The organism is Gordonia sp. UBA7599, from assembly GCA_002477755.1.
Classification (GTDB): Bacteria; Actinomycetota; Actinomycetes; order Mycobacteriales; family Mycobacteriaceae; genus Gordonia.
Genome location: DLKD01000092.1, coordinates 1 through 22,877, shown reverse-complemented (window position 1 = coordinate 22,877; position 22,877 = coordinate 1). Strand labels below are relative to the sequence as shown.

24 protein-coding genes, 4 tRNA genes and 1 pseudogene are annotated in these 22,877 nt (G+C 67.8%); 18 read left to right on the top strand and 11 right to left on the bottom strand.

Annotated elements, in window-relative coordinates:
* The 5 genes from menA to B4L26_RS10860 all read right to left on the bottom strand — a co-directional run.
* The coding region (gene menA / locus B4L26_RS10880; RefSeq protein ID WP_290718877.1) for a 1,4-dihydroxy-2-naphthoate octaprenyltransferase at positions 1 to 446 on the bottom strand (446 nt) is incomplete at its 3' end.
* A 65-nt stretch (positions 447 to 511) separates the two neighbouring features.
* Positions 512 to 1,672, bottom strand: a complete 1,161-nt coding sequence (gene menE / locus B4L26_RS10875; protein ID WP_290718875.1) for an o-succinylbenzoate--CoA ligase — start codon at positions 1,670 to 1,672, stop codon at positions 512 to 514.
* Between the two features lie 5 nt (positions 1,673 to 1,677).
* Positions 1,678 to 2,052 carry a DUF3349 domain-containing protein gene (locus tag B4L26_RS10870; RefSeq protein WP_290718873.1) on the bottom strand — a complete coding sequence of 125 codons (375 nt, stop codon included), beginning with the start codon at positions 2,050 to 2,052 and terminating at the stop codon, positions 1,678 to 1,680.
* 94 nt (positions 2,053 to 2,146) lie between these two features.
* Positions 2,147 to 2,419, bottom strand: a complete 273-nt coding sequence (locus B4L26_RS10865) for a hypothetical protein (RefSeq protein WP_290718871.1) — start codon at positions 2,417 to 2,419, stop codon at positions 2,147 to 2,149.
* A 27-nt stretch (positions 2,420 to 2,446) separates the two neighbouring features.
* Positions 2,447 to 3,673: an inorganic phosphate transporter gene (locus B4L26_RS10860; RefSeq protein WP_290718869.1), complete on the bottom strand. Its 1,227-nt coding sequence runs from the start codon at positions 3,671 to 3,673 to the stop codon at positions 2,447 to 2,449.
* 201 nt (positions 3,674 to 3,874) lie between these two features.
* Here B4L26_RS10860 and B4L26_RS10855 point away from each other — a divergent pair, with 201 nt between their 5' ends.
* Positions 3,875 to 4,936 carry an LLM class F420-dependent oxidoreductase gene (locus B4L26_RS10855; RefSeq protein WP_290718867.1) on the top strand — a complete coding sequence of 354 codons (1,062 nt, stop codon included), beginning with the start codon at positions 3,875 to 3,877 and terminating at the stop codon, positions 4,934 to 4,936.
* 90 nt (positions 4,937 to 5,026) lie between these two features.
* Here B4L26_RS10855 and B4L26_RS10850 read toward each other — a convergent pair whose 3' ends face one another.
* Positions 5,027 to 6,211 (bottom strand): YncE family protein, encoded by a 1,185-nt coding sequence (locus tag B4L26_RS10850; protein WP_290718864.1) that lies wholly within the window; start codon positions 6,209 to 6,211, stop codon positions 5,027 to 5,029.
* Positions 6,212 to 6,288: 77 nt separating this feature from the next.
* Positions 6,289 to 7,239 carry a 1,4-dihydroxy-2-naphthoyl-CoA synthase gene (locus B4L26_RS10845; RefSeq protein ID WP_290718862.1) on the bottom strand — a complete coding sequence of 317 codons (951 nt, stop codon included), beginning with the start codon at positions 7,237 to 7,239 and terminating at the stop codon, positions 6,289 to 6,291.
* A 63-nt stretch (positions 7,240 to 7,302) separates the two neighbouring features.
* Here B4L26_RS10845 and B4L26_RS10840 point away from each other — a divergent pair, with 63 nt between their 5' ends.
* Entirely contained in the window at positions 7,303 to 7,932 is a 630-nt protein-coding gene (locus B4L26_RS10840) for a PaaI family thioesterase (RefSeq protein WP_290718860.1), read from the top strand.
* Between the two features lie 3 nt (positions 7,933 to 7,935).
* Here the strand turns inward: B4L26_RS10840 and B4L26_RS10835 are convergent, their stop codons facing one another.
* Both B4L26_RS10835 and B4L26_RS10830 read right to left on the bottom strand, forming a co-directional pair.
* Entirely contained in the window at positions 7,936 to 9,174 is a 1,239-nt protein-coding gene (locus B4L26_RS10835) for a saccharopine dehydrogenase family protein (protein WP_290718858.1), read from the bottom strand.
* Positions 9,175 to 9,206: 32 nt separating this feature from the next.
* Positions 9,207 to 9,827, bottom strand: coding sequence for a class I SAM-dependent methyltransferase (locus B4L26_RS10830; RefSeq protein ID WP_290718856.1), 621 nt, complete (start codon positions 9,825 to 9,827; stop codon positions 9,207 to 9,209).
* A 65-nt stretch (positions 9,828 to 9,892) separates the two neighbouring features.
* On the opposite strand from B4L26_RS10830, the gene menD reads away from it, so the two are divergent.
* The 5 genes from menD to B4L26_RS10805 all read left to right on the top strand — a co-directional run bounded on the left by menD (position 9,893) and on the right by B4L26_RS10805 (position 15,301).
* Entirely contained in the window at positions 9,893 to 11,536 is a 1,644-nt protein-coding gene (gene menD, locus B4L26_RS10825) for a 2-succinyl-5-enolpyruvyl-6-hydroxy-3-cyclohexene-1-carboxylic-acid synthase (protein WP_290718854.1), read from the top strand.
* Between the two features lie 48 nt (positions 11,537 to 11,584).
* Positions 11,585 to 12,028, top strand: a complete 444-nt coding sequence (locus B4L26_RS10820; protein WP_290718852.1) for a hypothetical protein — start codon at positions 11,585 to 11,587, stop codon at positions 12,026 to 12,028.
* Positions 12,029 to 12,096: 68 nt separating this feature from the next.
* On the top strand, positions 12,097 to 13,254 hold the full coding sequence (locus tag B4L26_RS10815; RefSeq protein ID WP_290718850.1) for a glycosyltransferase family 4 protein: 1,158 nt from the start codon (positions 12,097 to 12,099) through the stop codon (positions 13,252 to 13,254).
* A 47-nt stretch (positions 13,255 to 13,301) separates the two neighbouring features.
* The gene (locus tag B4L26_RS10810; RefSeq protein ID WP_290718848.1) at positions 13,302 to 13,994 is read left to right on the top strand and encodes a demethylmenaquinone methyltransferase; all 693 of its coding nucleotides are present in this window, start codon (positions 13,302 to 13,304) and stop codon (positions 13,992 to 13,994) included.
* 5 nt (positions 13,995 to 13,999) lie between these two features.
* A complete protein-coding gene (locus B4L26_RS10805) occupies positions 14,000 to 15,301 on the top strand; it encodes a YibE/F family protein (protein WP_290718846.1) in 1,302 nt (433 codons plus the stop codon).
* 5 nt (positions 15,302 to 15,306) lie between these two features.
* Here B4L26_RS10805 and B4L26_RS10800 read toward each other — a convergent pair whose 3' ends face one another.
* Positions 15,307 to 16,542 (bottom strand): geranylgeranyl reductase family protein, encoded by a 1,236-nt coding sequence (locus B4L26_RS10800; protein WP_290718879.1) that lies wholly within the window; start codon positions 16,540 to 16,542, stop codon positions 15,307 to 15,309.
* A gap of 131 nt (positions 16,543 to 16,673) precedes the next feature.
* On the opposite strand from B4L26_RS10800, the gene B4L26_RS10795 reads away from it, so the two are divergent.
* Positions 16,674 to 17,693: a polyprenyl synthetase family protein gene (locus tag B4L26_RS10795; RefSeq protein ID WP_290718845.1), complete on the top strand. Its 1,020-nt coding sequence runs from the start codon at positions 16,674 to 16,676 to the stop codon at positions 17,691 to 17,693.
* Positions 17,694 to 17,803: 110 nt separating this feature from the next.
* A complete protein-coding gene (htpX, locus tag B4L26_RS10790) occupies positions 17,804 to 18,661 on the top strand; it encodes a zinc metalloprotease HtpX (protein ID WP_290718842.1) in 858 nt (285 codons plus the stop codon).
* A gap of 25 nt (positions 18,662 to 18,686) precedes the next feature.
* Here the strand turns inward: htpX and B4L26_RS10785 are convergent, their stop codons facing one another.
* Positions 18,687 to 19,178, bottom strand: coding sequence for a YajQ family cyclic di-GMP-binding protein (locus B4L26_RS10785; RefSeq protein WP_290718840.1), 492 nt, complete (start codon positions 19,176 to 19,178; stop codon positions 18,687 to 18,689).
* Between the two features lie 106 nt (positions 19,179 to 19,284).
* Here B4L26_RS10785 and B4L26_RS10780 point away from each other — a divergent pair.
* From B4L26_RS10780 to B4L26_RS10740, 9 genes and pseudogenes are all read left to right on the top strand, one after another.
* A tRNA-Tyr gene (locus B4L26_RS10780) sits at positions 19,285 to 19,365 on the top strand.
* Positions 19,366 to 19,483: 118 nt separating this feature from the next.
* Positions 19,484 to 19,556: transfer RNA gene (locus B4L26_RS10775), tRNA-Thr, on the top strand.
* 38 nt (positions 19,557 to 19,594) lie between these two features.
* Positions 19,595 to 19,668 (top strand) — tRNA-Met (locus tag B4L26_RS10770).
* A 98-nt stretch (positions 19,669 to 19,766) separates the two neighbouring features.
* Positions 19,767 to 19,934, top strand: a complete 168-nt coding sequence (rpmG, locus tag B4L26_RS10765; RefSeq protein WP_003929651.1) for a 50S ribosomal protein L33 — start codon at positions 19,767 to 19,769, stop codon at positions 19,932 to 19,934.
* A gap of 112 nt (positions 19,935 to 20,046) precedes the next feature.
* On the top strand, positions 20,047 to 21,120 hold the full coding sequence (locus B4L26_RS10760) for a fused (3R)-hydroxyacyl-ACP dehydratase subunits HadA/HadB (protein WP_290718838.1): 1,074 nt from the start codon (positions 20,047 to 20,049) through the stop codon (positions 21,118 to 21,120).
* Positions 21,121 to 21,281: 161 nt separating this feature from the next.
* Positions 21,282 to 21,354: transfer RNA gene (locus B4L26_RS10755), tRNA-Trp, on the top strand.
* A gap of 39 nt (positions 21,355 to 21,393) precedes the next feature.
* Positions 21,394 to 21,771, top strand: coding sequence for a preprotein translocase subunit SecE (gene secE / locus B4L26_RS10750; RefSeq protein WP_290718836.1), 378 nt, complete (start codon positions 21,394 to 21,396; stop codon positions 21,769 to 21,771).
* A gap of 28 nt (positions 21,772 to 21,799) precedes the next feature.
* Positions 21,800 to 22,654: a transcription termination/antitermination protein NusG gene (nusG, locus tag B4L26_RS10745; protein ID WP_290718834.1), complete on the top strand. Its 855-nt coding sequence runs from the start codon at positions 21,800 to 21,802 to the stop codon at positions 22,652 to 22,654.
* Between the two features lie 94 nt (positions 22,655 to 22,748).
* Positions 22,749 to 22,877: pseudogene (locus tag B4L26_RS10740) on the top strand (50S ribosomal protein L11); the annotation flags it as partial.

Here is a 22,877-nt window from a genome sequence, read left to right as displayed (position 1 = left end):
ACGAACACGGCGATCTCGCCGAACCCGGCATACCCGTACGGCCGCGAACCTCCGGTGTAGAACCACGCGGCGAGGATGCAGACAGCGCCGACCAGGATCAGCCACCAGTGGGTTGCCAACGACAGCCACACGCCCGCCACCGCTGCGATCAGAAACGCGATGATCGCGGCCGTGCGGACCGCGCCGGGCGAAGCCGCGCCGGACCCGACGAGCCGCTGCGGGCCGACGCGGTTGTCGTCGGTGCCACGGATCCCGTCGGAGTAGTCATTGGCGTAGTTCACCCCGGCCACCAAGGCGAGTGCGACGACGAGCGCTCCGATCATGGCGGGCCAACTCGGCGACTCGTCGACATGGTTGGCGGCGGCGATGCCGGCGATCACCGGTGCAAGAGCGATGGGCAGGGTACGCGGGCGAATGCCGTCGACCCATTGCGCGAGGGAGGCCATTGGGCTATTCAATCATGGTCGTGCTGCCGCTTCCCGACCGCGACGCTTCCGGGCCCGGCAAACCGCTAAACGGCCCGGGCGCGTGCCGCGAGCGTGCGGACCGCGGCACGATCAATCTTGCCGGGCCCGCGCAGCGGGATCTCGTCGACGACGAGGATTCGGCGCGGTGCGGCGTGGCGGTGGACCTGCTGCGCGACGCTGGCGCGCAACGACTCTGGGTTCGGAGTGCGCCCCGGTTCGGCGACGACGAGGGCCACGATCTCCTCGCCGAGCCGTTCATCGGGAACACCCACAACAGCGCACTGAGCGACGGCCGGATCGGCGGCCAGGACGTCCTCGACGACACGAGGCACGACGGTTAGGCCCCCGGTGCTGATCGCGTCGTCGGCGCGGCCGAGGACGGTCAGCACACCGTCGTCGACGCGGCCGAGGTCATCGGTGCGGAACGACCCCGCGACGGCGAACGCCGGGTCGGAACGACGGTGATACCCGTGCGCCACCATCGGCCCCGACAACACGACGCGCCCCTCGTCGTCGATGGACACCGCGACCCCGTCTAGCGGACGCCCGCCGTACACGCAGCCGCCGCCGGTCTCACTCATGCCGTAGGTCGTCACGAGCGGGATGCAGGCGGCTCGCGCGCGCTGTGCCAACGGGGTGGGAATCGCGGCGCCGCCCACGAGCACCGCATCGAGCCCGGCCAGTGCCGCTGTCGCCTCCGGTGAGCGCAGCACGGCTACCAGTTGGGTGGGCACCAGGGAGGTGTAGCGCCGCGGCCCCCGCAGCCGGGTCACGGCATCGGTGAAACGCTGCACGTCGAAACCCCCGCGCAGATCGGCGATCGCGGGTGTGTAACCGGCTCGCAGTGCTCGCAGCAGCACCTGCAGGCCGGCAATGTGGTGCGGCGGCAGCGCCAGCAGCCAGTTACCCGCGCCGCCGAGTCGCGCATGAGTGGCATCGGCCGAGGCGGCCAGCGTGGCGGGGGTGTGGATCGCGCCCTTCGGGTCCCCTGTCGATCCCGACGTCGCGATGACCAGACAGGCATCCGGGTCGATCACCTGCGTCCCGACGCCCAACGACTCCTCAAGTACGCGACGGTCAGGGGCATCTGGATCATCGACGACGGGAAGGAAGCAGCGGGCTCCGGCCGCCATCGCCACGAGGTCGCCGAACGATTCGGCAAGCGCTGGGCCCGAATCGAGGGGGAGTGCGCGCAGGACCGGCACTGCGGCTACCTGGGTGTTGGATCGTTGGAATCGCGGCGCAGCGGGTCGTCGTCGAACGGCCAACCGGCTCCGACGAGGACGGAGCGGACCCGGGCGAGGTCGGTCTCGCTGGGCAGTTCGTCGGTGACCTTGTTGATCTCCACCCCCGCGTCGATCCGACTGATCTCGGGGATCTCGGTGACCGTGGTGGTGGGCCGTTCGGGTTCGGCCGCGGTCGTGGCCTCCGCGGCGAGGGTGCTCGCGACGGCCTGTACCTCGTCGTCGGAGAGTTGACGGCGCAGGATCGCGACGAGCGGGATGTAGTCGCCCGACGGGACACCGTTGGGGTATCCGGCGCGCAGCCAGCGGACAACCGAGTCCAGCAGTGCAGGCCTATCCACCACCGCTCCTCTCCGTTGTCGCAGTACTTCGATTATAGGTCTGGTCCGCGGACCCATCTGTGAGCCGCGAGCGGCCATCGCCGATCCTGCCGGGCTACTTGTAACCGAAGGGGAAGAGTTTGATCCCCAGGTGGAAGTAGATCGTCTGCCGGGTGATCCAGAGGATGCCGATGACGATCGTGAGGGCGACGAGCGCGAACAGCACTCCACCGAGGGCCTTGAGTACCGGGTTGTGTTCGGTGACGGTGCCATCAGCGTTGTAGCCGTTGGCCCACAGCCGAAGCCCGAGCGCGAACAGTGCGGGGAGGCCGGCGCCGAACGCCAGACCGATGAGTAGGACTCGGATGATCGATTCTGCGACGGTCATTCAGGGGTTTCCTTTCGATCCGGCGGATCAGATCTCGGCGGTCTCGCGCCCGGCCGGCACGGGTGTCGGCGCTTCGGCGGGCATGAGCCCCCGATCGTCGTCCCAGTCGGCGTTGACGTTGCTGTGGTCGACCTTGTTCTGCTGCGCCTGCCAGTACATGTAGGCCGACAGGATGACGAGAACCGCGAAGATGGCGATCGCACCGCCGAGGTTGCCCAGCATGTGCGCCAGGGCGAAGCAGACCGCGCCGACAAGGGCGGCGGCGGGAAGCGTGGTGACCCAGGCGACGACCATCCGTCCGGCGACCTGCCAGCGGACCTGGGCGCCCTTCTTGCCGACGCCGGTGCCGAGGATCGAGCCGGTGGCGACGTGGGTGGTCGACAGCGGCATACCTGCGACGCTGGAGGTCAGGATGATCGAGGCGGAGCTGGCGTCGGCGGAAAAGCCCTGGGGCGGGGCGATCTCGACCAAGCCTTTGCCGAGCGTGCGGATGATCCGCCAGCCGCCCAGGTAGGTGCCCAGGGCGATGGCGATCGCGCAGGTGAGGACCACCCAGAACGGGAGGCCGTGCGAGACCGATCCGGCGTCGAGGTGACCGGTCGCGATGAGTGCCAGGGCGATGACGCCCATGGTCTTCTGCGCGTCGCCGGTGCCGTGGGCCAGCGAGAGGAGCGACGCGGTGGCGATCTGGCCGTAGCGGAATCCGTCGTCCTTCTGGTGGTCGGCGAGCGCGGCGGTGATCTTGTAGACCAGCCACGTGCCACAGGAGGCCACGACGCAGGCGATGACCGGGGCGAGCAAGGCAGGGATCAGGATCTTCGCGGTGATACCGCTCCAGTTGATGCCGCTGGTGCCCAGTGCGGCAAGACCGGCACCGATCAGGCCGCCGAAGAGTGCGTGCGACGAACTCGACGGCAGACCGAACAACCAGGTGAACAGGTTCCACAGGATTCCGCCGACGAGGCCCGCGAAGATGATCAACAGCGCCTTCGTCGTGTCGAGGCCCGGGATCAGCTCGCCGTGGCCGTCCTGGATCTTGAGGACGTCCTTGGTGATGGTCGCGGCGACCTCGACGGAGAGGAAGGCGCCGACCAGGTTGAGGATTGCCGAGAGGGTGACAGCAGCCTTGGGCTTGAGGGCGCCGGTGGCGATGGACGTGGCCATCGCATTGCCGGTGTCATGGAAGCCATTGGTGAAGTCGAAACCGAGGGCGGTGACGACCAACAGCACCAAGATCAGCATCTCTACGGTCATGGATAGATCATGGGGTCGAGCGGCCGAATCTCCTAACCTGCCGATCTCCTCCGCAGCCCTCTGACCTGCGAGAATCTGGAGTTCCAGGGCTGTTCATCTGTTGTTCACCTTGGCGTCGGCCCGAGTCCACCGCGTACCGTCTCGTCGGGGCGGGTCGGTGGGGATATCGCGGTGTGGCCCGTCCGTGCCAGAATCACCCCCATGACTGCCATCACTCTGGGAATGCCCATCAATTACGCGGGTGATTTCCGCGAGACCATTGCGAATCTGGCCGATTTCGAAGCCGCCGGCGTGGGCCGTGTCGCGGTCCCCGAGGCCTACAGCTTCGACGCGGTGAGCCAGTTGGGCTTCATCGCCGCCAAGACCGAGAAGATGGAGCTGCAGACGGCCGTCCTGCCGATGTACTCACGCACCCCAACCAATCTCGCGATGACGGCGGCCGGGTTGGACTACATCAGCGGTGGGCGCGCGATCCTCGGCATTGGGGCCTCGGGACCGCAGGTCATCGAGGGCTTCCACGGCGTGAAGTACGACTTCCCGCTCGGGCGCGCCCGCGAGCACGTGGAGATCTGCCGCAAGGTGTGGCGGCGCGAAAGGGTCGAGTACCAGGGCAAGCACTACACCCTGCCGCTCGACGCCGAGCACGGCGGCAGCGGACTGGGCAAGCCCCTCAAGATCATCAACCACCCGATTCGCGAGCGGATCCCGATGCTGCTGGCGGCCATCGGCCCCAAGAACGTCGAACTCGCCGCCGAGGTGTTCGAGGAATTCCAGCCGGTTCTCTACCACCCCGAGCACGTCGAATCCGTATTCGGCGAGGCGCTCGCCGCGGGTCGGGCCAAGCGCGACCCCTCGATGGGCGAGCTGAAGATCGTCGTGCAGGCCGCTGCCCTGGTCACCGAGGACGAGGACCAGATCAACAACGCGCTGGCCGGCGTGCGCCACCACGCGGCGCTCTACATCGGTGGCATGGGGGCGCGCGGGAAGAACTTCTACAACTCCCTGGTCCAGCGCTACGGCTACGTCGACGAGGCCAAAATTATCCAAGATCTCTACCTCGACGGGAAGAAGGCCGAAGCGGCGGACGCCGTCCCCGACGAACTGGTCCGTGCGATGAGCCTGATCGGACCGCGCGAGGTCGTCTCCGAACGCCTCGACGCGTTCACCCGGTCCGGCGTCGGCGTAATGCTCGCCAGCCCCCTTGCGGGCACGCACCGCGAGCGCGTCGAGACGATGGCCACGCTCGCCGAGTTGATCGGGTAGGCGCACCGGGCCTGAGCGACGAAGAAGGGAGGTCCCAATCCGCTAGCAACGGATTGGGACCTCGCTTTGTTAGTGCGACGTGGTGCAGGCTCAGTGTTTGGTGACCTTGAAGACGTAGTCGCCACTGGCCAGCGGGGGCAGCTTCATGCCCATCATGGAAGTCGGAAGCTCGGAGACGGCCGAGTTCTTGTCGATCACCAGGAAGGTGTTCTTCTTCCATGCCACCAAATGATTCGGAAGCAGACCGGTGGTCATCAGCTGCTGAATGGCAAAGGTCTTCTGGTCAATCACCGAGATGAAGCCGAGGAAGTAGTTCGCGACATACAGCTTGCCACCGAAGATGAGCATCGAGTTGGTGCCGATGCCGGTGTTCACGTCGGTGATGTGCTTACCGGTGGTCAGGTCGTACACCGACAGGCCGGCAACCGGGGTCATCAGGTTGTTCACATACAGGCGGTTGGTTCTGGTGTCCGCGGCGACGCTGCCATGGCCTTCGGCGGTTGTCTGCCGTGTGGTCCAGTTGAGCTTGGTCGCCACTTTGCCGCCGCTGCGGGTGATGCGCAGCTGGGAGAGATCGCGGTAGTACGAGGTGAGCGAGATGGTGGCACCATTGGCGTCGGCGTTGGTCACAGCGAAACCGGCGCCAAGCTTCTTGCCGCTGCTGGGGAACGTCCACTCGCCGAGGCGTGCGTAGGTGTCCATGTCGTAGAACGCCAGGCCGTTGGTGATCGAGATGATGGCGACGCGAATACCTTCAGCGAACTCCACCCAGTGTGCGTGCGGCAGGTTCGTCAGGCGAACGACCCGCTTGCCGGTGGTCTTGTCCCACACGTTGGCTTCACCACCGTTGGCGGCGGCGGCCGTGGTCCAGACAACGTTTCCGGTCTTGGGCACGTTGATCTCGTATTGGACGCCGTACTTGCCGTGACCGCCGGTGTTGGCGGGCTCGATCACGTCAAACCTCTGCTTGACGGCCATGGTGTTCGGATCGATTCTCAAGAGGTTCGAACGGGTGGCACCGCTCATCGGCTCCACCTGGGTCATCCACAGGTCACCGGTCTGCGGGTCGATGGCGCCACGGTAGTTGCCGCCGCGCTCATCGCCGACGCCAACGCTGTAGCCCTTGATGGTGTAGCCGGGAGGCTGCGGCACCGCGGGGCCGGGAAGCGCCGGTGAGGGCGCGGCGGCGGCTTGCGGCGCGACGAGAGTGCCGAAGGACAGGACGGCGGCGAGCCCAAGGACGGCTGCCCGGGTGCGATTGGTCATGAACGTCATGGCGGTAAGGGTAGCCTGACCCGCGGCGATGTCCGATATAGGGGCCTTGCTGGTGTGGTCCGTACCACCGTCGACGATCAGTAGTAATACGGGAAGGCGTCCCAGTCCGGGTCGCGCTTCTCGAGGAAGGCGTCGCGGCCCTCGACGGCCTCGTCGGTCATGTAGGCCAGCCGCGTCGCCTCCCCGGCGAAGACCTGCTGACCCATCAGACCGTCGTCGGTCAGGTTGAACGCGAATTTCAACATGCGCTGCGCCGTGGGTGATTTCGAATTGATGGCGCGGGCCCACTCGATCGCCGTCGACTCCAGCGCGGCGTGGTCGGCGACGCGGTTGACCGCACCCATGCGGTGCATCGTCTCGGCGTCGTAGGCCTCGCCCAGGAAGAAGATCTCGCGGGCGAACTTCTGCCCGACCTGCTTGGCGAGGTAGGCACTGCCATAGCCGGCGTCGAAGGACCCGACGTCGGCGTCGGTCTGCTTGAAGCGGGCATGCTCGCGCGAGGCGAGGGTGAGATCGCAGACGACGTGCAGCGAGTGCCCGCCACCAGCGGCCCACCCGTTGACGACGGCGATGACGACCTTGGGCATCGTGCGGATCAAGCGCTGCACCTCCAGGATGTGCAGGCGCCCGCCCTCCGCCTTGGCCCGGGCTTCATCGACACCCTCGGCTCCGGCGGCGACGACGTCGGAGTCGTGGCTGGCCGCGTACTGATAGCCCGACCGGCCGCGGATGCGCTGGTCGCCGCCGCTGCAGAAGGCCCATCCGCCGTCTTTGGACGACGGTCCGTTCCCGGTGAGCAGGACTGTCCCGACGTCGGGGGTGCGACGGGCGTGATCGAGCGTGCGGTACAGCTCGTCGACGGTGTGCGGGCGGAATGCGTTGCGCACCTCCGGACGGTCGAAAGCGATGCGCACGATTCCGTTCGCGCGACCCTCCCCGACGTGGCGGTGGTAGGTGATGTCGGTCAGGTCCTCGAAGCCACCGACCGCGCGCCACTGGGCGGGGTCGAACGGGTTGTGCTCGCTCATGGCGCCCAGCCTACAAACCGGGTCCGCTGATCCTCCGGGCTACCGCGGGGATAACGTGAGCGGATGAGTGATTCGTCCCCCGTCGCCCCGCGCGAGGGCGGCTTCCGTGCCGACCTCGCCATCTCCACCGATCGCGGCGGTCCCGACTACGCCGAGTTCAGCGAGCAGGTACGGACGCTGATGGACAAGGCACGGTTGGCGTGCCCCACCGACGAACTTGCCGCCGAGGCAATAGCGACGCTCAAAGATCTGAACGCCAAGCTTGATGCACACCTCGTCGACGAATGGACCACCCCCGCCGGCACGCGCATCGACCTGCCCGCGCGGGGCAACCTCACCGTGCCCCCGTACGAGGTGGAACATGCCGGACCCGACGGTGTGACGGCGACGGTGCGGTTCCGCGTCTTCCACCTCGGCGGCAACGGCGTCGCGCACGGCGGCCAGGTCGCGGTCGCCTTCGACGACCTCGGCGGCATGGCGTCGGCGGTAGCCGTGCACGGCGTGTGCCGTACCGCCTACCTGAAGGTCAACTATCGGTCGTTGACCCCGTTGGAGACGCCCTTGACCCTGCGGACCTGGGTGGATCGCCGCGAGGGCCGCAAGCTGTTCGTCGCGGGCACGCTGCACGACGGGGAGCGCCTATGTGCCGACCTCGAGTCGCTGTTCATCGAACTGAAGCCCGGCCAGCCCTAGGGTTTAGAGTTCGACGACGCTGATCCGGAACCCCGCGGCGATCAGACGGTCGGTGAGCGCATCGCCCATTGCCACCGCCGGGGTCAGGACGCCGGCGCGGTCGGGGAGCCGGTCGCGGTCGCAGGCCAGCGTCAGCGCCGATTCGCCCAGCATCACCGCCGTTGCCTTGTACCCCGGGTCGCCCTTGGCGGACATCGCACTGCGGTAGCGGCGCCCGCTCTCCGTCGTCGTGTAGGTTTGCACCGCGAAAAATCCCTTGTCCCGGGCCTTCTCGTCGGGACCCTGCCCCGGCTTGGGCAGGACCCGGTCGAGCAGGGTGCGCGTCGGTTTGAAAGACATCGCCCCCAGGCCGATGCCCAATCCGGCGGCGACAGCGCCCGCCGCGATCGTCGAGACGACGGGGAGTCGGCCGACGGACATGACTTCGCCGTAATGGAAATCAGGGCCGTAGTCGAGCAGTGAATCCGAGCGCCGGACGATCCGGGTGTTGAACGAGCTCATGAAGAAAGGCGCGCAGGTGCCACTCAGCGACGGGTCGATGCTCGACGCCCGCACCAGTGCGGCGTCACTCGGCTCGGACCGCCGGTCGGCGCGCACGAGTTCGCCGGGGCCTGACGAAAGGGCATGCGGGTTGAGCAGTACGGTGCGGGTCGACGAGTCGCGGGCCTGTTCGGCGATGACCCGTACCGAATCGATCGTGCCGCCCGACGCGGCGCCGCGCATCGACGTCACGATCATCGTCGTCTGACCCAGCCCGCCCGCGCCGTCGGCCTGCGCGCGGCGGTAGAGGCGATAGGCGCCCAGGTCCGAGGGGACGGAGTCGAAGCCGCACGCGTGGACGATCCGAGCGCCAGTCGCCGCCGCAGTCTCCCCGACCTTGTCGATGGAGTAGCGAACGAATGGGACCTCGCCGGTCAGGTCGACGTAATCGGTGCCGGCGCTGGCCGCTGCCGTCACCACGGCCTCGCCGTAGCGCAAGTAGGGCCCTACGGTCGTGCACACGACCTGGGTGCGCGCGACCATCTCGTCGAGCGTCGACGGCTTGTCGGAGTCGGCGACGATGAGCGGCCACTGCGCGGCACGCTCACCGAGTCGGTCGCGGACGGCCGAAAGCTTGGCCTCCGAGCGCCCCGCCAACGCGATGCGGGTGCCATCGGGCGCGGACTGCGCCAGGTAGCGGGCGGTCAGCTCACCGACGAACCCGGTGGCGCCGAAGACAACGATGTCGAATTCGCGGCTCATACAACCAGCCTAGACGCGCCGCAGCACAGCACTCAGTCCAGTGCGCGGACCGTCCCGATCGACAGGGCGCCGAACACCTTGGGCGTCTTCGCCGCATAGTGCTGGTCGAGGCCGACCGACTCCCACCCGGCCGCCGCAAGCAACGCCGGAATATCGCGGGTGAGGTGACAGCCGCCGCCGAGGCGGATCTGTACCGGTTCGAGTCGGCGCTGCCAGCGGCGCACGCTCTCGTCGGGGGCACGGCCGTGCTCGAGGAAGTGCAGCTGCCCGCCTGGCTTCACGACGCGGCGCAGCTCCGCCAGCGCCGCCGGGAGGTCGGGAATGGTGCACATCGTGTACGTCGACAACGCCGCGTCGAAGGTGTCGTCGTCGAACGGGAGACGCTGGCCGTCGAGCCCGCCGCGTGTGATGGGCACGGCGCTGGCGGCCACGGCATCGGCAGCCATCGCCCAGGCGGTGTCCGACGGTTCGATCGCCGTCACCGACTCCACCTCGTCGGGGTAGCAGCCGACGTTGGAGCCCGACCCGAACCCGATTTCCACAACGTCGCCGTGCAGCCCGGCCGTCGCTTTGCGCCGCACCTTGCGCATCGCGGGCATCCCGCAGGTGAATTGCACGACGTGCGGCAGGATCTTGTCCTCGTAGTAGCCCATGCCTCGATTGTGGCCCCCGGGTACGCCCCACGGGGATGGTTCGGGCGCGTGACAGACTGGACGCCATGCCGATCAACCCGTCGACGCTGCAGGGTCGGGTCATCGTCGACGAGATGATCCGCGGGGGCGTGACCGATGCCGTGCTGTGCCCCGGTTCGCGCAATGCGCCCCTTGCATTTGCGCTTCATGCCGCCGACGCCGCCGGGCGGATCCGCCTGCATGTCCGAATCGACGAGCGCTCGGCCGGCTACCTCGCACTGGGGCTGGCCGTGGCGTCGCGTCGACCCGTCCCGATCGTCCTGACCAGCGGCACCGCCGTTGCCAACGTCAGCCCGGCGGTCTTCGAGGCCAACTATGCGCGGGTGCCGCTGGTCGTCGTGACGGCCAACCGGCCCTACGAACTGCTCGGTTCCGGCGCCAACCAGACCGTCGAACAGTTCGGCCTGTTCAGCACGCAGGTCCGTACCGCCATCAGCCTCGGGCTCGCCGAGGACGGGCTGGACGCCAACAGCCAATGGCGCTCGGCAGTGGGTCGGGTGCTGGCCGCGGCGCGCGGTGCGCGCACCGGCAATGCCGGGCCCGTCCAGTTCGACATCCCGCTGCGGGAACCGCTGGTCCCCGATCCCGACGCTGCCGTCGCCGATGACCTGGACGGTTTCACCGGCCGTCCCGACGGGGCGCCGTGGACGCAGGCGCCCGCCGGACGCCTCGACATCCCGGTACCGGTGGACCTGAGCCTGGACACCGTCGTCGTCGCCGGGCACGGCGCCGGGGTGAACCCCGAGCTCGCCGGTCTGCCGACGGTGGCCGAACCGACGGCGCCGTTGCCGGCCAACCCCCTGCATCCGATGGCGCTGGCCGGGCTCGCCCCCCAACAGGCGATCATCTGCGGACGGCCGACACTGCACCGCGGGGTGTCGCGGCTGCTCGCCGATCCGGCGGTGCGAGTTTGTGCCGTCACAACCGGGCCGCGGTGGCCAGACGTCTCGGGCAACGTCGTCGCCACGGGCACCCGTGTCGAACCGGTGGGCGCGCCACGGGCGCAGTGGCTCGAGGAGACCGCGCAGCGGCACCGGCTCGCCGTCGACGCGGTCGCGTCGGTGCTGGGCCAGACGCCGACGACGACTGGTCTGCACGTCGCGGCGGCCGTGGCCGGCGCGGTGGGCGCGGATCGACAGCTGTTCCTCGGCGCCTCCAACCCGATCCGCGACGTGTCGCTGGCCGGCATGCTCGTGCCGGGTGTACGCGTGTTGAGCAACCGCGGTGTCGCTGGGATCGACGGGGCCAATTCGACAGCCATCGGCGCGGCGCTGGCGGGCGGGCCGACGGTCGCACTGCTCGGCGACCTCACGTTCATCCACGACGCGACCGGCCTGATCATCGGGCCGACCGAGCCGCGCCCGGACGACCTGCGCATCGTCGTTGCCAACGACGACGGCGGGGGGATCTTCGGCCTGCTCGAGCAGGGCGACCCGCGATTCGACGGCGGTGTGTACGCCGGAGCGTATGAGCGCATCTTCGGTACTCCGCACCGCACCGACATCGCCGCGCTGTGCGCGGGGGTGCACGTCGCCCACCGGCGGGTCGGCGTTGACGCTCTGCCGGGTGTCCTGGCCGAGCCGGCTGTGGGTCTGCAGGTGATCGAGGTGACGACCGACCGCACCGGCCTGCGCGGCGTCCACGCGGCGATCGCGACGAAGCTGGTCTGAGCACCGTTGGCGCCGCGGCGCGGTCCCGCACTTGAGTACGCTGTCCCCATGAACCCGACCGCGCAGCGCACGATCCAGATCGTGCTGCTCGTCGTCGGGACGATCATCACGCTGATGGCGGTCTTCCTCTTCGCGGGGTGCGTCAAGAACGACGCGCAGATCAATGCCAACAAGGCCGTCGCCGTCGCCGAGGTGAGTTCCGCGGATCGGCTACACGCAGCCGCCGGATTCTTCACTCCCGACGGGAAGTTCCACAGTCCGCAGTTGGGCCTGCTCTACCCGACGAAGCTGTCGGTGGGGGAGCGGATCTCGGTGGACTACGACGCCAGCAACCCCGACGGGCTGGTGCGCCCCACCGGTCGCAACGCATCGTTGGCGATCATCCCCTGCTTGTCGTTGATCGTCGTCGGCTGGGCGGTCATCGCCGTCCTCATGGTGCTCGTCGCCGAGGCGGGGCGACGCCGACGCAGCATCGCGCACACTGTGAATTGACCGGACGTTCACCCTGATTTCGTGTGGGCACCACCGGCGCGCCGCCATGCCCGCAGACACTGGGGCCCATGCGCGTAGCCATCGTCACCGAGAGCTTCCTGCCCCACATCAACGGCGTGACCAACACCGTTTTGCAGGTAGTCGAGCACCTCGAACGCCGCGGTCACCGTGCGGTGGTGATCGCACCGGACACCCCTCGGGGACGTCCAAGCGGTCCGACGGTCGTCGGGACGTCGACCCCGGTGCACCGCGTCCCCGCCGTCATGGTGCCCGGCGTCTCATCGCTGCCCGTTGGCGTCCCCACGCCGATGATCGCCCGCGTGTTGCGCGACTTCGCGCCTGACATCGTCCACCTGGCCTCACCGTTCGTCCTGGGCGCAGTGGGGGCGCGCGCGGCGCGTCGGCTCGACGTGCCGACGGTGGCGGTGTTCCAGACCGACGTCGCTGGTTTTGCCGCCACCTACCGGGCGGGCTTCGCGTCGCGCTCGGCATGGCGCCACTTGCGGCGACTGCACTCGTCGTGCGAGCGGACACTGGCACCGTCGTCGGCGACCGCCGCCGACCTGCGGGCCCACGGCATCCCCCGCGTGCACAGGTGGGGCCGCGGGGTCGATATCGAGCAGTTCGGCCCCGAGTACGCCGACGAAGACCTGATTGCCGCGTGGTCCGGAGCCTCCGACGACCGCGAGCGCAAGCTCGTCGTCGGGTTCGTGGGCCGACTCGCGCCAGAGAAGGAGTTGATGAAGCTGGCGCCACTGGCTGCCGACCCGGGAGTGCAACTCGTCTTCGTCGGCGACGGCCCGGAGCGCCGCCGCCTGGCCGCGACCATGCCCGGTGCGGTCTTCACCGGCGAGCTTCACGGCGCCGATCTTGCCCGGGCCTACGCGGGTCTCGACGTCTTCGTTCACGCCGGGAGACATGAGACGTTCTGCCAGGCGATCCAGGAGGCGATGGCCACCGGCCTGCCCGTCGTGGGGCCCTACGCGGGCGGTCCGCGCGACCTGATCGCCCACTGCCGCACCGGCTTCCTCCTTGACCCCGACCAATTCGAGGCCAAGCTCCCCGCCGCGATCGACGCGCTGCGCGACCCGGCGGTGCGCGCCCGATTCGGTGCGGCGGGGATGGCGCTGGTACGCACCCGCACGTGGCCGTCGGTGTGTGAGGAGTTGCTCGACCACTACGCCGCCGTCCTCGGCGGAGGAGAAGCTGCACGGATCGCCGGGTGACCGGTGTGCCCGTGGGCCCGACGGAGGGGCCGACTACCGTTTGTGGCATGAGCGATTCCTCGCGCGCGGACCTGGCCAAGCGGCCCGACGAAGTGGCCTCGATGTTCGACGGGGTGGCCAAGCGCTACGACCTGACCAACACGGTGCTCTCGTTCGGGCAGGACCGGCGGTGGCGGGCGGCGACCGCCCGGGCCCTGGGTCTGCGGTCGGGCGATGTGGTGCTCGACCTCGCCGCGGGCACCGCGGTCTCGACGGTCGAGCTGGCCAAGTCGGGGGCCATCGTGGTCGCCGCCGACTTCTCCCTGGGCATGCTCAAGGCCGGGTCTCATCGCGACGTCCCGAAAGTCGCCGCCGATGCGATGGCACTGCCATTCGCTGACGAGTCCTTCGACGCGGCGACCATCTCCTTCGGATTACGCAACGTCAACGACGTGGGTGTCGCGCTGGGCGAGTTGCGCCGTGTCCTGCGGCCCGGCGGACGCCTGGTGATCTGCGAGTTCTCTACCCCCACGTGGGCACCGTTTCGCACCGTGTACCTCGAGTACCTGATGAAGGCGCTGCCCGAGGTCGCCACCCGCGTGTCCAGCAATCCGGCCGCCTACGTCTACCTCGCCGAATCGATCCGCGAGTGGCCCGACCAAGCGGGGCTCGCGGCTCTGATCCGCGACGCCGGTTTCCGCGGTGTGCACTGGCACAACCTGAGCGGCGGCATCGCCGCCCTGCACAGCGCGGTGAAGTAGCGCCCGTGGCCCATTCACACCACCACGACCACGACGGCCCGGTTCCGCTGGGTCAGGCGGCGCGGTGGGTCGTCATCGGGGTCCTGTCGTTGGCGGCGGTGGCCGTGGCCATCGGATTGGTCGTGCTGTGGCCGTCCTCGGGGCAGGACCATCCGATCCCGATGCAGTTCCGCTCCGCCGACGGTGGTCCGATCCGCACCCAGACCGGCGTCGTCGTCGCGATGTCGCGTGCCGACTGCGGCAACCAGATGGTCGGCATCGCGGTCGACGCGCAGGAGACACTGGGCGTGACCCCGACCGCCGACGGGCCGTGCCGCGCGGCGACGGTGCGACTGCGCGACGGCGAGGACAAGGGCAAGTACGTCCTGCTGCAGATCCCGACCAACCGGGCGCAGGCCGGGACCGGCCCGGGCCAGCCCGAACCCGATCTGGCGACCGCCGACGACCCGCAACCGGGGCAACCGACACTGCACGTAGACGACACGATCCGGTTGAGCGCCATGCCCGGCTACGACGGGTCGCCGCGCTACACGTTCTACGATTTCGCCCGCGGATCCTCGGTCATCGTGTGGGCGATCCTGTTCGTCCTCGCCATCGTTCTTGTCGCGGCGTGGAAGGGCCTGCGGTCTATCATCGGCCTGGTGTTCGCCTTCGGCGTGTTGGGGGTGTTCACGCTGCCGTCGATCCTGCAGGGGCACTCGCCGGTGGCGGTTGCGGTCACCTCGTCGGCGCTGATCCTCTTCGTCGTGCTCTATCTCGCCCACGGGGTCAGCATGCGAACTTCCGCGGCGCTGGTCGGCACACTGGTGTCGCTGGTGATCGCCGCGCTGTTGAGTTGGTTGGCGATCCACACGATGGACATCGCCGGGCTCTCCGGCGACCAGGCGATGAGCCTGCAGGTCTACCAGGGCAGAATCTCGATGTCCGGACTGCTGTTGGCTGGGTTCATCATCGGCGCCCTGGGTGTGCTCAACGACGTCACGATCACCCAGGCGTCGGCGACTTTTGAATTGGCCGCAGCCGGTGAGCCGTCGCGCCTGGCGACGTTCCGAGCGGCGATGCGCGTCGGCCGCGACCATATCGCCAGCACGGTGTACACCCTGGTCTTCGCCTACGCCGGCAGTGCTTTGCCGCTGTTGTTGCTGTTCTCGGTGGCCTCTCAGCCCTTCGGTTCACTGCTCACCACCGATCAGGTCGCGATCGAGCTGGCCCGCGCGTTCGTGGGCGGCATCGCCATTGCGCTGTCGGTCCCGCTCACCACCGCGGTCGCCGCGTCACTGGTGACGATCACCGGCCGCTCCCGATAGACGCCTCAGCGGAACGGCGGCCGCTCGTCGATGCGGACCGATGCCCGGCCCGCGGTGCGCCATGCCCGGGCGACGAGGTCGCGGTCCTCGTCGGTGACGAGGTTGCCCATCACGCGCACGACCATCGACATCAACTTCTGCGAACGCAGTCCCGGCCGGCCGAGGAGAGGCACGGCCTTCGGCACGGTCAGCACGGCAGCCAGCCGACGCGCCGCCGAGAATGCCAATGAGTAGTGCCCGGTCAGGACGTCGGGCCAACGATCGGTGAAGTCGCCAACCCCGTCGACGACGAGTTCGACGGCCAACCGCGCGGTCTCCAACCCGTAGTCGATGCCCTCGCCGTTGAGCGGGTTGACGCAGGCGGCCGCGTCGCCGATCAGCATCCAATTGGGACCGGCCACGCCGCTGACTGCTCCGCCCATCGGCAGCAATGCCGACGTGAGGCGTTGCGGTTCTCCGTCGATCGCCCACTCGTCGCGGACCATCTCCGCGTAGTGGCGCAGCGTCGGTCGCAGTTCGACGTGGGCCGGACGCTTGGCCGTGGCGAGTGCTCCGACGCCGACGTTGAGCTGGCCGTGGCCCAGCGGGAACACCCAGCCGTAGCCCGGCAGCAGCGTCCCGTCGGCACCGCGCAGCTCCAGGTGCGAGCCCATCCACTCGTCGTCGGACCGGCCCGAGGCGACGTAGGCCCGTCCGGCGACGCCGTATGCGGTGTCGCGGTGCCACTGGCGGCCCAGGACCTTGCCCAGGCCAGAGCGCACGCCGTCGGCGACGATCACTGTCGACGCTTTGATTGCCCGCCGACCGTCGGGACCGTCGACGATGACGGCGCCGACACGGGCACCGTCCCATTCGACGTCGACGGCTTTGTATCCCATCAGCATCGTCGCTCCGGCTGCCTGGGCGGTCGCGCGGATCTCCTCGTCGAGCTCGACCCGGGTCACCGCGCTGCCGTAGTCGGCGAACCGCTTGCCCGGCCACGGGACGCGCTGCTCCGCGCCCCAGCCGTGTAGGTGCAGTCCGGTGATACGGGGGCGGTCGGCGAGAAAACCGCCGAGACCGAGATCGAGCATCTCGGTGATGGCGCGCGGGGTGAGTCCGTCCCCGCAGGTCTTGTCGCGCGGGAAGACCGCCATGTCCAGCAGTGTTACGTCGCGCCCAGCGCGGGCGGCGTGTGCGGCGGCGGCGGATCCCGCCGGACCTGCGCCGACGACGAGAATGTCGGTCATTTCGACGGTCATCGGCGCGGGCGGATCGGCGTCGGTGGGATCGGTCACCCGACCAGTATGTCGTGCGAGGTGGTCCGTTACGCTGGCCGAGTCGTGCGCAACCGCGCCGGCAGGGGTCGAGAACAGGCGCAGGTGCAGTACACGTGAAGACGACGATCGCCGGCTTGAATCTGGGTTCGGACGAGTTCTCGCAGGGCGTGAAGTCGTCGTTGGCGCAGGTCGAGGACCTGCTGCTGACCGAGCTCTCCTCCGGAGACGACCTGCTCACCGAAGCGGCCACGCACTTGGCCAAGGCCGGCGGCAAGCGATTCCGACCGATGTTCGCGATCCTTGCCGCGCACTTCGGGCCGCGTCCGCAGGCCCCCGAGGTGATCACCGCCGCCACCGTCGTGGAGATGATTCACCTGGCGACGCTCTATCACGACGACGTGATGGACGAGGCGCCCGTGCGACGCGGCGCACCGTCGGCGAACTCTCGCTGGGGCAACTCGATCGCGATCCTTTCCGGGGACTTCCTCTTTGCCCGCGCCTCGCGCCTGGTGTCGACGCTGGGGCCCGAGTCGGTGCTGATCATCGCCGACACCTTCGCCGAACTGGTCACCGGTCAGATGCGCGAGACCGTGGGTGTCAGCGCCGGTGCCGACCCGATCGAGCACTACTTGAAGGTGGTGTGGGAGAAAACCGGGTCGCTGATCTCCGCGGCTGGGCGTTTCGGTGCCATGACGTCGGGTGCTGACGCGCAGACCATCGAACGGTTGGCCCGTCTCGGCGACGTCATCGGCACGGCGTTCCAGGTCTCCGACGACATCATCGACATCGCCTCACCGACCGACGACTCCGGCAAGACGCCGGGCACTGACCTGCGCGAGGGTGTGCACACCCTGCCGGTGCTGTACGCGCTCGCTGCCGACGGTCCCGATGCCGCAGAGTTGCGCGACCTCCTCGTCGACGCGCAGACGGGCAAACCGCGGCCCCTGCACGACGACGACGAGGTGGCGCGCGCACTGGAGTTGTTGCGCACCTCGGACGGGATGGCCGCCGCGCGCGACAAGCTGGGTGAGTACCTCGCCGCGGCGCGCGAGGACCTCGCCCCGCTGCCGGCGTCGCCGGCACGCGATGCGCTGGCCGATCTGGCGGCCTACACCGTCGAGCGCACCGGCTGAGGCACCCGGCCCCCGGTTCACCCGGGAACGATCCGGACCACCTCGGCGTTTGGCAGTATGCACAGGAGAGGGCGGCGTCGCGCTGCTCCGCATGCCAGAAGAGGTAGGGAATGCAATTCTTCAACGGGTTGAAGACCGCCGCACTGTTGGGGTTGATGTCGGCGATCATTGTCGGGATCGGGGCGATATTCCAGAACCAGACGATCCTGATCGGGTCGATCATTCTGGCCGTGGCCACCAACGGCTACGTGTACTTCAACTCGGCGAAGATGGCGCTGCGCTCGATGCACGCCCAGCCGGTGACCGAGGTGCAGGCACCCGAGCTGTACCGGATCGTGCGTGAGTTGGCGACCGACGCCAAGCAGCCGATGCCGGCCCTCTACATCAGTCCGACGGAGTCGCCGAACGCCTTCGCGACCGGGCGGAATCCGAAGAATGCGGCCGTGTGCTGCACCGCCGGGATCCTGCAATTGCTCGACGAGCGCGAGTTGCGCGCAGTGTTGGGCCACGAGCTCTCACACGTCTACAACCGCGACATCCTGATCTCGTCGGTGGCTGGCGCCATGGCCGCGGTCATCACGGGCTTGGCACACATGGCCATGATGTTCGGGAGTGGGAACCGCAACGGCGGTGGGCCCGGCATCGTCCCGGTGCTTCTGATGACGCTGCTCGGGCCGCTCGCCGCGACGGTCATCAAGATGGCGGTGTCGCGGTCGCGGGAGTACCAGGCTGACGAGTCCGGTGCTGAGCTGACCAAGGACCCGCTGGCGCTGGCATCCGCATTGGCGAAGATCTCCGGTGGCGTCGACCGGGCGCCGCTGCCGCCCGAGCCGGAGCTCGAGTCGCAGGCGCACATGATGATCGAGAACCCGTTCCGCGGTGCCGGTATGCAGAAGCTGTTCTCCACCCACCCGCCGACGGCCGACCGCATCGCCCGCCTGCAGGCGATGGCCCGCAGGGGCGTGTAGCCGGCCCACCGGGGCTCGGTCGGCGCTACCGGTAGTTGACGAACTGCAGGGCGATGTCGAGGTCGGAGCCCTTGAGTAGGGCGATGACGGCCTGCAGGTCGTCGCGCTTCTTGCTCGAGACACGCACCTCTTCGCCCTGGACCTGAGCCTTGACCCCCTTGGGCCCCTCGTCGCGGATGATCTTGGTGATCTTCTTCGCATGCTCGGAGTCGATGCCCTGCTTCAGCGTGCCGCTGATCTTGAAGGTCTTGCCCGAGGCGGCGGGTTCGCCGGCCTCGAAGGCCTTCAACGAGATGTCGCGGCGGATCAGCTTCTCCTGGAACACGCCCAGGCCGGCCTGCGCACGCTCTTCCGCGTCGGAGGTGATCACGATCACCTCGTCGCCCGACCACGCGATAGTGGTGTTGGTGCCGCGGAAGTCGTACCGCTGCGACATCTCCTTGGCGGCCTGGTTGAGAGCGTTGTCGACTTCCTGCCGGTCGATCTTGCTGACCACGTCGAACGATGAATCTGCCATGCGCGACAGCCTAGCGTGAGCAGCGGGTTTGCATCGGTACCGGGGAGGCGTTGTATCCTTTGCGGCGTTGCCCTTCGTCGCTGCGCCGAGCGCGGGGGAGTGCACCGGCAGGTTGCCCGAGCGGCCAAAGGGAGCGGATTGTAAATCCGTCGCGCAAGCTACATAGGTTCGAATCCTATACCTGCCACGACGTGGAGTTTCTCCGGGAATTCCGGCGGCGGCCAGCGATTTGGCCGACCCGGTGACCGGTGTGTAACCTCGTCATGTCGTGTTTCGATCGGGCGTGCCCGGGAGAAGTCGACGACGCCCCCTTAGCTCAGTCGGCAGAGCGTTTCCATGGTAAGGAAAAGGTCGACGGTTCGATTCCGTCAGGGGGCTCGCTGGACCCGATCCGATCGCAAGATTTTGGTCCGCGCGGCGGTGTAGCTCAGCTGGTTAGAGCGCACGACTCATAATCGTGAGGTCGGGGGATCGAGCCCCCCCACCGCTACACACCGGAGTCGGCGGCCGCCGACTCCGTGAACAATGGCCAGGTGCCGGTCGACGATCCGGCGCCGGGCACGAGTACCACCGAAAGAAGGCAACGACGTGGCCTCCTCGACCGACGTTCGCCCCAAGATCACCTTGGCGTGCGAGGTGTGCAAGCACCGCAACTACATCACCAAGAAGAACCGCCGCAACGATCCCGACCGCCTCGAGATCAAGAAGTTCTGCCCCAACTGCGGCAAGCACCAGGCGCACAAAGAATCGCGCTGACGAACAGGGGGGCACCGGAGACGGTGCCCTCTTTTCATTTGTCCACCGCCGGCCGCGGATACTGTAGTGGCCTCGATTGTGATCGCTCGTGACTCTTAGGCAGGTTGAGACAGTGTTCTACGGATCCGACCCGAATGAACCGCCAGCCGGCAAGTTGACGCCCGAGGAATTGGCTGAGCGCACCGCCGGGCTCGTTGGATACCACTACACCGTTGACGACTACTACGAGGTCGGGCGCGAAGAGGTCCGCAAGCACGCCATGTCCGTCCAGGACGCCCACCCGACACACTGGAACGAGGCGGCCGCGGCCGAGTACGGCCACGACAGCCTGCTCGCCGCGCCCACGTTCGTGTCGGTCTTCGGGATCACCGCGCAGCGCTATCTGTTCGAGGAAGTCATCAAAGGCTATGACCTCTGGCAGATCATGCAGACCGACCAGAGGCTGATCTACCACCAGCCGATGAAGGTGGGGGATCAGCTCATCTGCGACGTGTCGCTGGAGTCCTTCCGCCACATCAGCCAGCCCGAGAACCTCGACATGCTGGTCAGCAAGAACATCATCTGGAACCAACACGACGAGCCGGTGATGACCACCTATACGTCGTTGGTCGCGCGTACCGGCGTCGACGTCGATCCGGCGCTGGTCGACTCGCTCGAGCACGTGATGATCACGGTCGACGCGTTCGGCGACCCCGGCAAGACCGTAGACCGCCCCGCTGGTCAGCAGGGCCAGCCTGATCCCACCGAGTCGCCCGTCGCGGGGAAGGCCATCGACTTCGACTCGCTGACGGTCGGCCAGGAGCTGCCGCCGAAATCGTTTCTGCTGACCCGCGGCAACCTGGTGAATTATGCGGGCGTCGTCGGCGACCCTAACCCAATTCACTACTCCGACGAGATCGTCAAGGCCGCCGGTCTCGATGGGGTCGTCGCGCACGGGATGCAGACGATGGGCCTCGGCGCCACCTATGTGTCGGAGTTCATCGGCGACCCGGGCGCGTTCTGCGAGTACAACGTGCGGTTCACCAGCCCGGTGTACGTGCCGGCCGACGACTACACCACCGTCGAGTTCACCGCCAAGATCAAGTCGCTGGACCCGGAGACCCGCAAGGGCACGATCGCGCTCGTCGCGAAGCAGGCCGACCGCCGCATCTTCGGCCGCGCGACCGTCGTCGTCCAGTTCAACTGACCCGACGACGGCTCCACCGGGGCCTCGGCGAAACGGATTGGTGCCAGAGCGCCCCGGTGATCTACACTGAAGTGTCAGATTGATTCTTGACTTGCGCGCTGCCCATAGGGTGGCGCGTTGGTGTTGTTGGGGTCAATCGGCGTGACCGACCACGGTCACAAAGGGGCGTAGCTCAACTGGCAGAGCAGCGGTCTCCAAAACCGCAGGTTGCAGGTTCAAGTCCTGTCGCCCCTGCCCTGGACTGTCAGGGCCACCGGAAACGAGAGGACTCGGATGAGCAAGCGCGATCGAGCTGCGAAGAGCAAGGCCGCCGACGACGCGGTCGACGACGCCGCTGACTCTGCTGTCGACACGCTCGACGACGACGTCGAGTTGCGGCCGACCGGCAAGCGCGCCGGCTCATCCCGCCGTGTCGACCGCACCGCGAAGTCCACCGAATCCGAGGCCGCCGGCAGGCGCAACCCGTTCGTCGTGGTCTGGACGTTCCTCAAGCAGGTCGTCACCGAGATGAAGAAGGTCATCTGGCCGACTCGTCGCGAGACCATCGTCTACACGATCATCGTGTTGATCTTCATCATCATCTTCACCGCGTTCATCACCGGGCTCGACGTCGGCTTCGCGAAGCTGATGCTGTTGATCTTCGGCAAGTGAGCGACACCAAACTAAGGAGCATCGGGCTGTGACCACCCCCGAGAACGAGTTCGAATCGACCGAGGAGACCACCTCGGCGGGTGACTTTGCCGACGCTGTCGATGCGGGTGCCGAGGCCGCGCAGGATGCTGCCGAGCAGGAAGTCGTCGAAGAGGCCGCCGAGCTGATCGGCGACACCGCCGACGCTGAGGAGGCCGCGGAGGCGCAGGTCGTCGACGAGGCGGAGGAGATCGTCGCCGCGGCCGAGGCTGCCGACGCCGTCGAAGAGGACGAGGACCCCGCCGAGGCGATGCGCCGCCAGCTGAAGTTCGCGCCCGGCGAGTGGTACGTGATCCACTCCTACGCCGGCTACGAGAACAAGGTGAAGGCCAACCTCGAAACCCGCGTGCAGAACCTGGACCTCGAGGAGTACATCTTCCAGGTCGAGGTGCCCACCGAGGAAGTCACCGAGATCAAGAACGGTCAGCCGAAGAAGGTCAACCGCAAGGTGCTGCCCGGCTACATCCTGGTCCGCATGGATCTCAACGACGAGTCGTGGGGCGCGGTGCGCAACACCCCGGGCGTGACCGGTTTCGTCGGCCTGACGTCGAAGCCGTCGCCGCTGACGCTCGACGAGGTGCTGAAGTTCCTGGTGCCGCGCACCGAGCCGAAGAAGGCAGCGTCGTCGCGCGGCTCGGCCGACGTGTCGGTCGCAGCTGCCGTGCCGATCGAGGTCGACTTCGAGGTCGGCGAGTCGGTGACCGTCATGGACGGCCCCTTCGCGACGCTGCCCGCATCGATCAGCGAGGTCAACGCCGAACAGCGCAAGGTCAAGGTGCTCGTGTCGATCTTCGGCCGCGAGACCCCCGTCGAGCTTGCCTTCAACCAGGTCGAGAAGATTTAACGACGACGAGCAGGGCCCGCCGGGCCCGTCGTCGTGACAACAGACTTCCGCGTATCCAGCGTGCGCGGATGAGGAAAGAAAAAGGACAAAGAGGATGCCTCCCAAGAAGAAGAAGATCGCCGGGATCATCAAGCTCCAGATCCAGGCGGGCCAGGCCAATCCGGCTCCGCCGGTGGGTCCGGCGCTGGGTCAGCACAGCGTGAACATCATGGAGTTCTGCAAG

Coding starts and splice junctions, on each gene's coding strand:
- B4L26_RS10865 (WP_290718871.1), bottom strand. CDS start 2,419: ATGACCGTCGCAGAATCGATCATCCGAGTCCTACTCATCGGTCTGGCG.
- B4L26_RS10860 (WP_290718869.1), bottom strand. CDS start 3,673: ATGACCGTAGAGATGCTGATCTTGGTGCTGTTGGTCGTCACCGCCCTC.
- B4L26_RS10855 (WP_290718867.1), top strand. CDS start 3,875: ATGACTGCCATCACTCTGGGAATGCCCATCAATTACGCGGGTGATTTC.
- B4L26_RS10850 (WP_290718864.1), bottom strand. CDS start 6,211: ATGACGTTCATGACCAATCGCACCCGGGCAGCCGTCCTTGGGCTCGCC.
- B4L26_RS10845 (WP_290718862.1), bottom strand. CDS start 7,239: ATGAGCGAGCACAACCCGTTCGACCCCGCCCAGTGGCGCGCGGTCGGT.
- B4L26_RS10840 (WP_290718860.1), top strand. CDS start 7,303: ATGAGTGATTCGTCCCCCGTCGCCCCGCGCGAGGGCGGCTTCCGTGCC.
- B4L26_RS10835 (WP_290718858.1), bottom strand. CDS start 9,174: ATGAGCCGCGAATTCGACATCGTTGTCTTCGGCGCCACCGGGTTCGTC.
- B4L26_RS10830 (WP_290718856.1), bottom strand. CDS start 9,827: ATGGGCTACTACGAGGACAAGATCCTGCCGCACGTCGTGCAATTCACC.
- menD (WP_290718854.1), top strand. CDS start 9,893: ATGCCGATCAACCCGTCGACGCTGCAGGGTCGGGTCATCGTCGACGAG.
- B4L26_RS10820 (WP_290718852.1), top strand. CDS start 11,585: ATGAACCCGACCGCGCAGCGCACGATCCAGATCGTGCTGCTCGTCGTC.
- B4L26_RS10815 (WP_290718850.1), top strand. CDS start 12,097: ATGCGCGTAGCCATCGTCACCGAGAGCTTCCTGCCCCACATCAACGGC.
- B4L26_RS10810 (WP_290718848.1), top strand. CDS start 13,302: ATGAGCGATTCCTCGCGCGCGGACCTGGCCAAGCGGCCCGACGAAGTG.
- B4L26_RS10800 (WP_290718879.1), bottom strand. CDS start 16,542: ATGACCGTCGAAATGACCGACATTCTCGTCGTCGGCGCAGGTCCGGCG.
- htpX (WP_290718842.1), top strand. CDS start 17,804: ATGCAATTCTTCAACGGGTTGAAGACCGCCGCACTGTTGGGGTTGATG.
- B4L26_RS10785 (WP_290718840.1), bottom strand. CDS start 19,178: ATGGCAGATTCATCGTTCGACGTGGTCAGCAAGATCGACCGGCAGGAA.
- secE (WP_290718836.1), top strand. CDS start 21,394: ATGAGCAAGCGCGATCGAGCTGCGAAGAGCAAGGCCGCCGACGACGCG.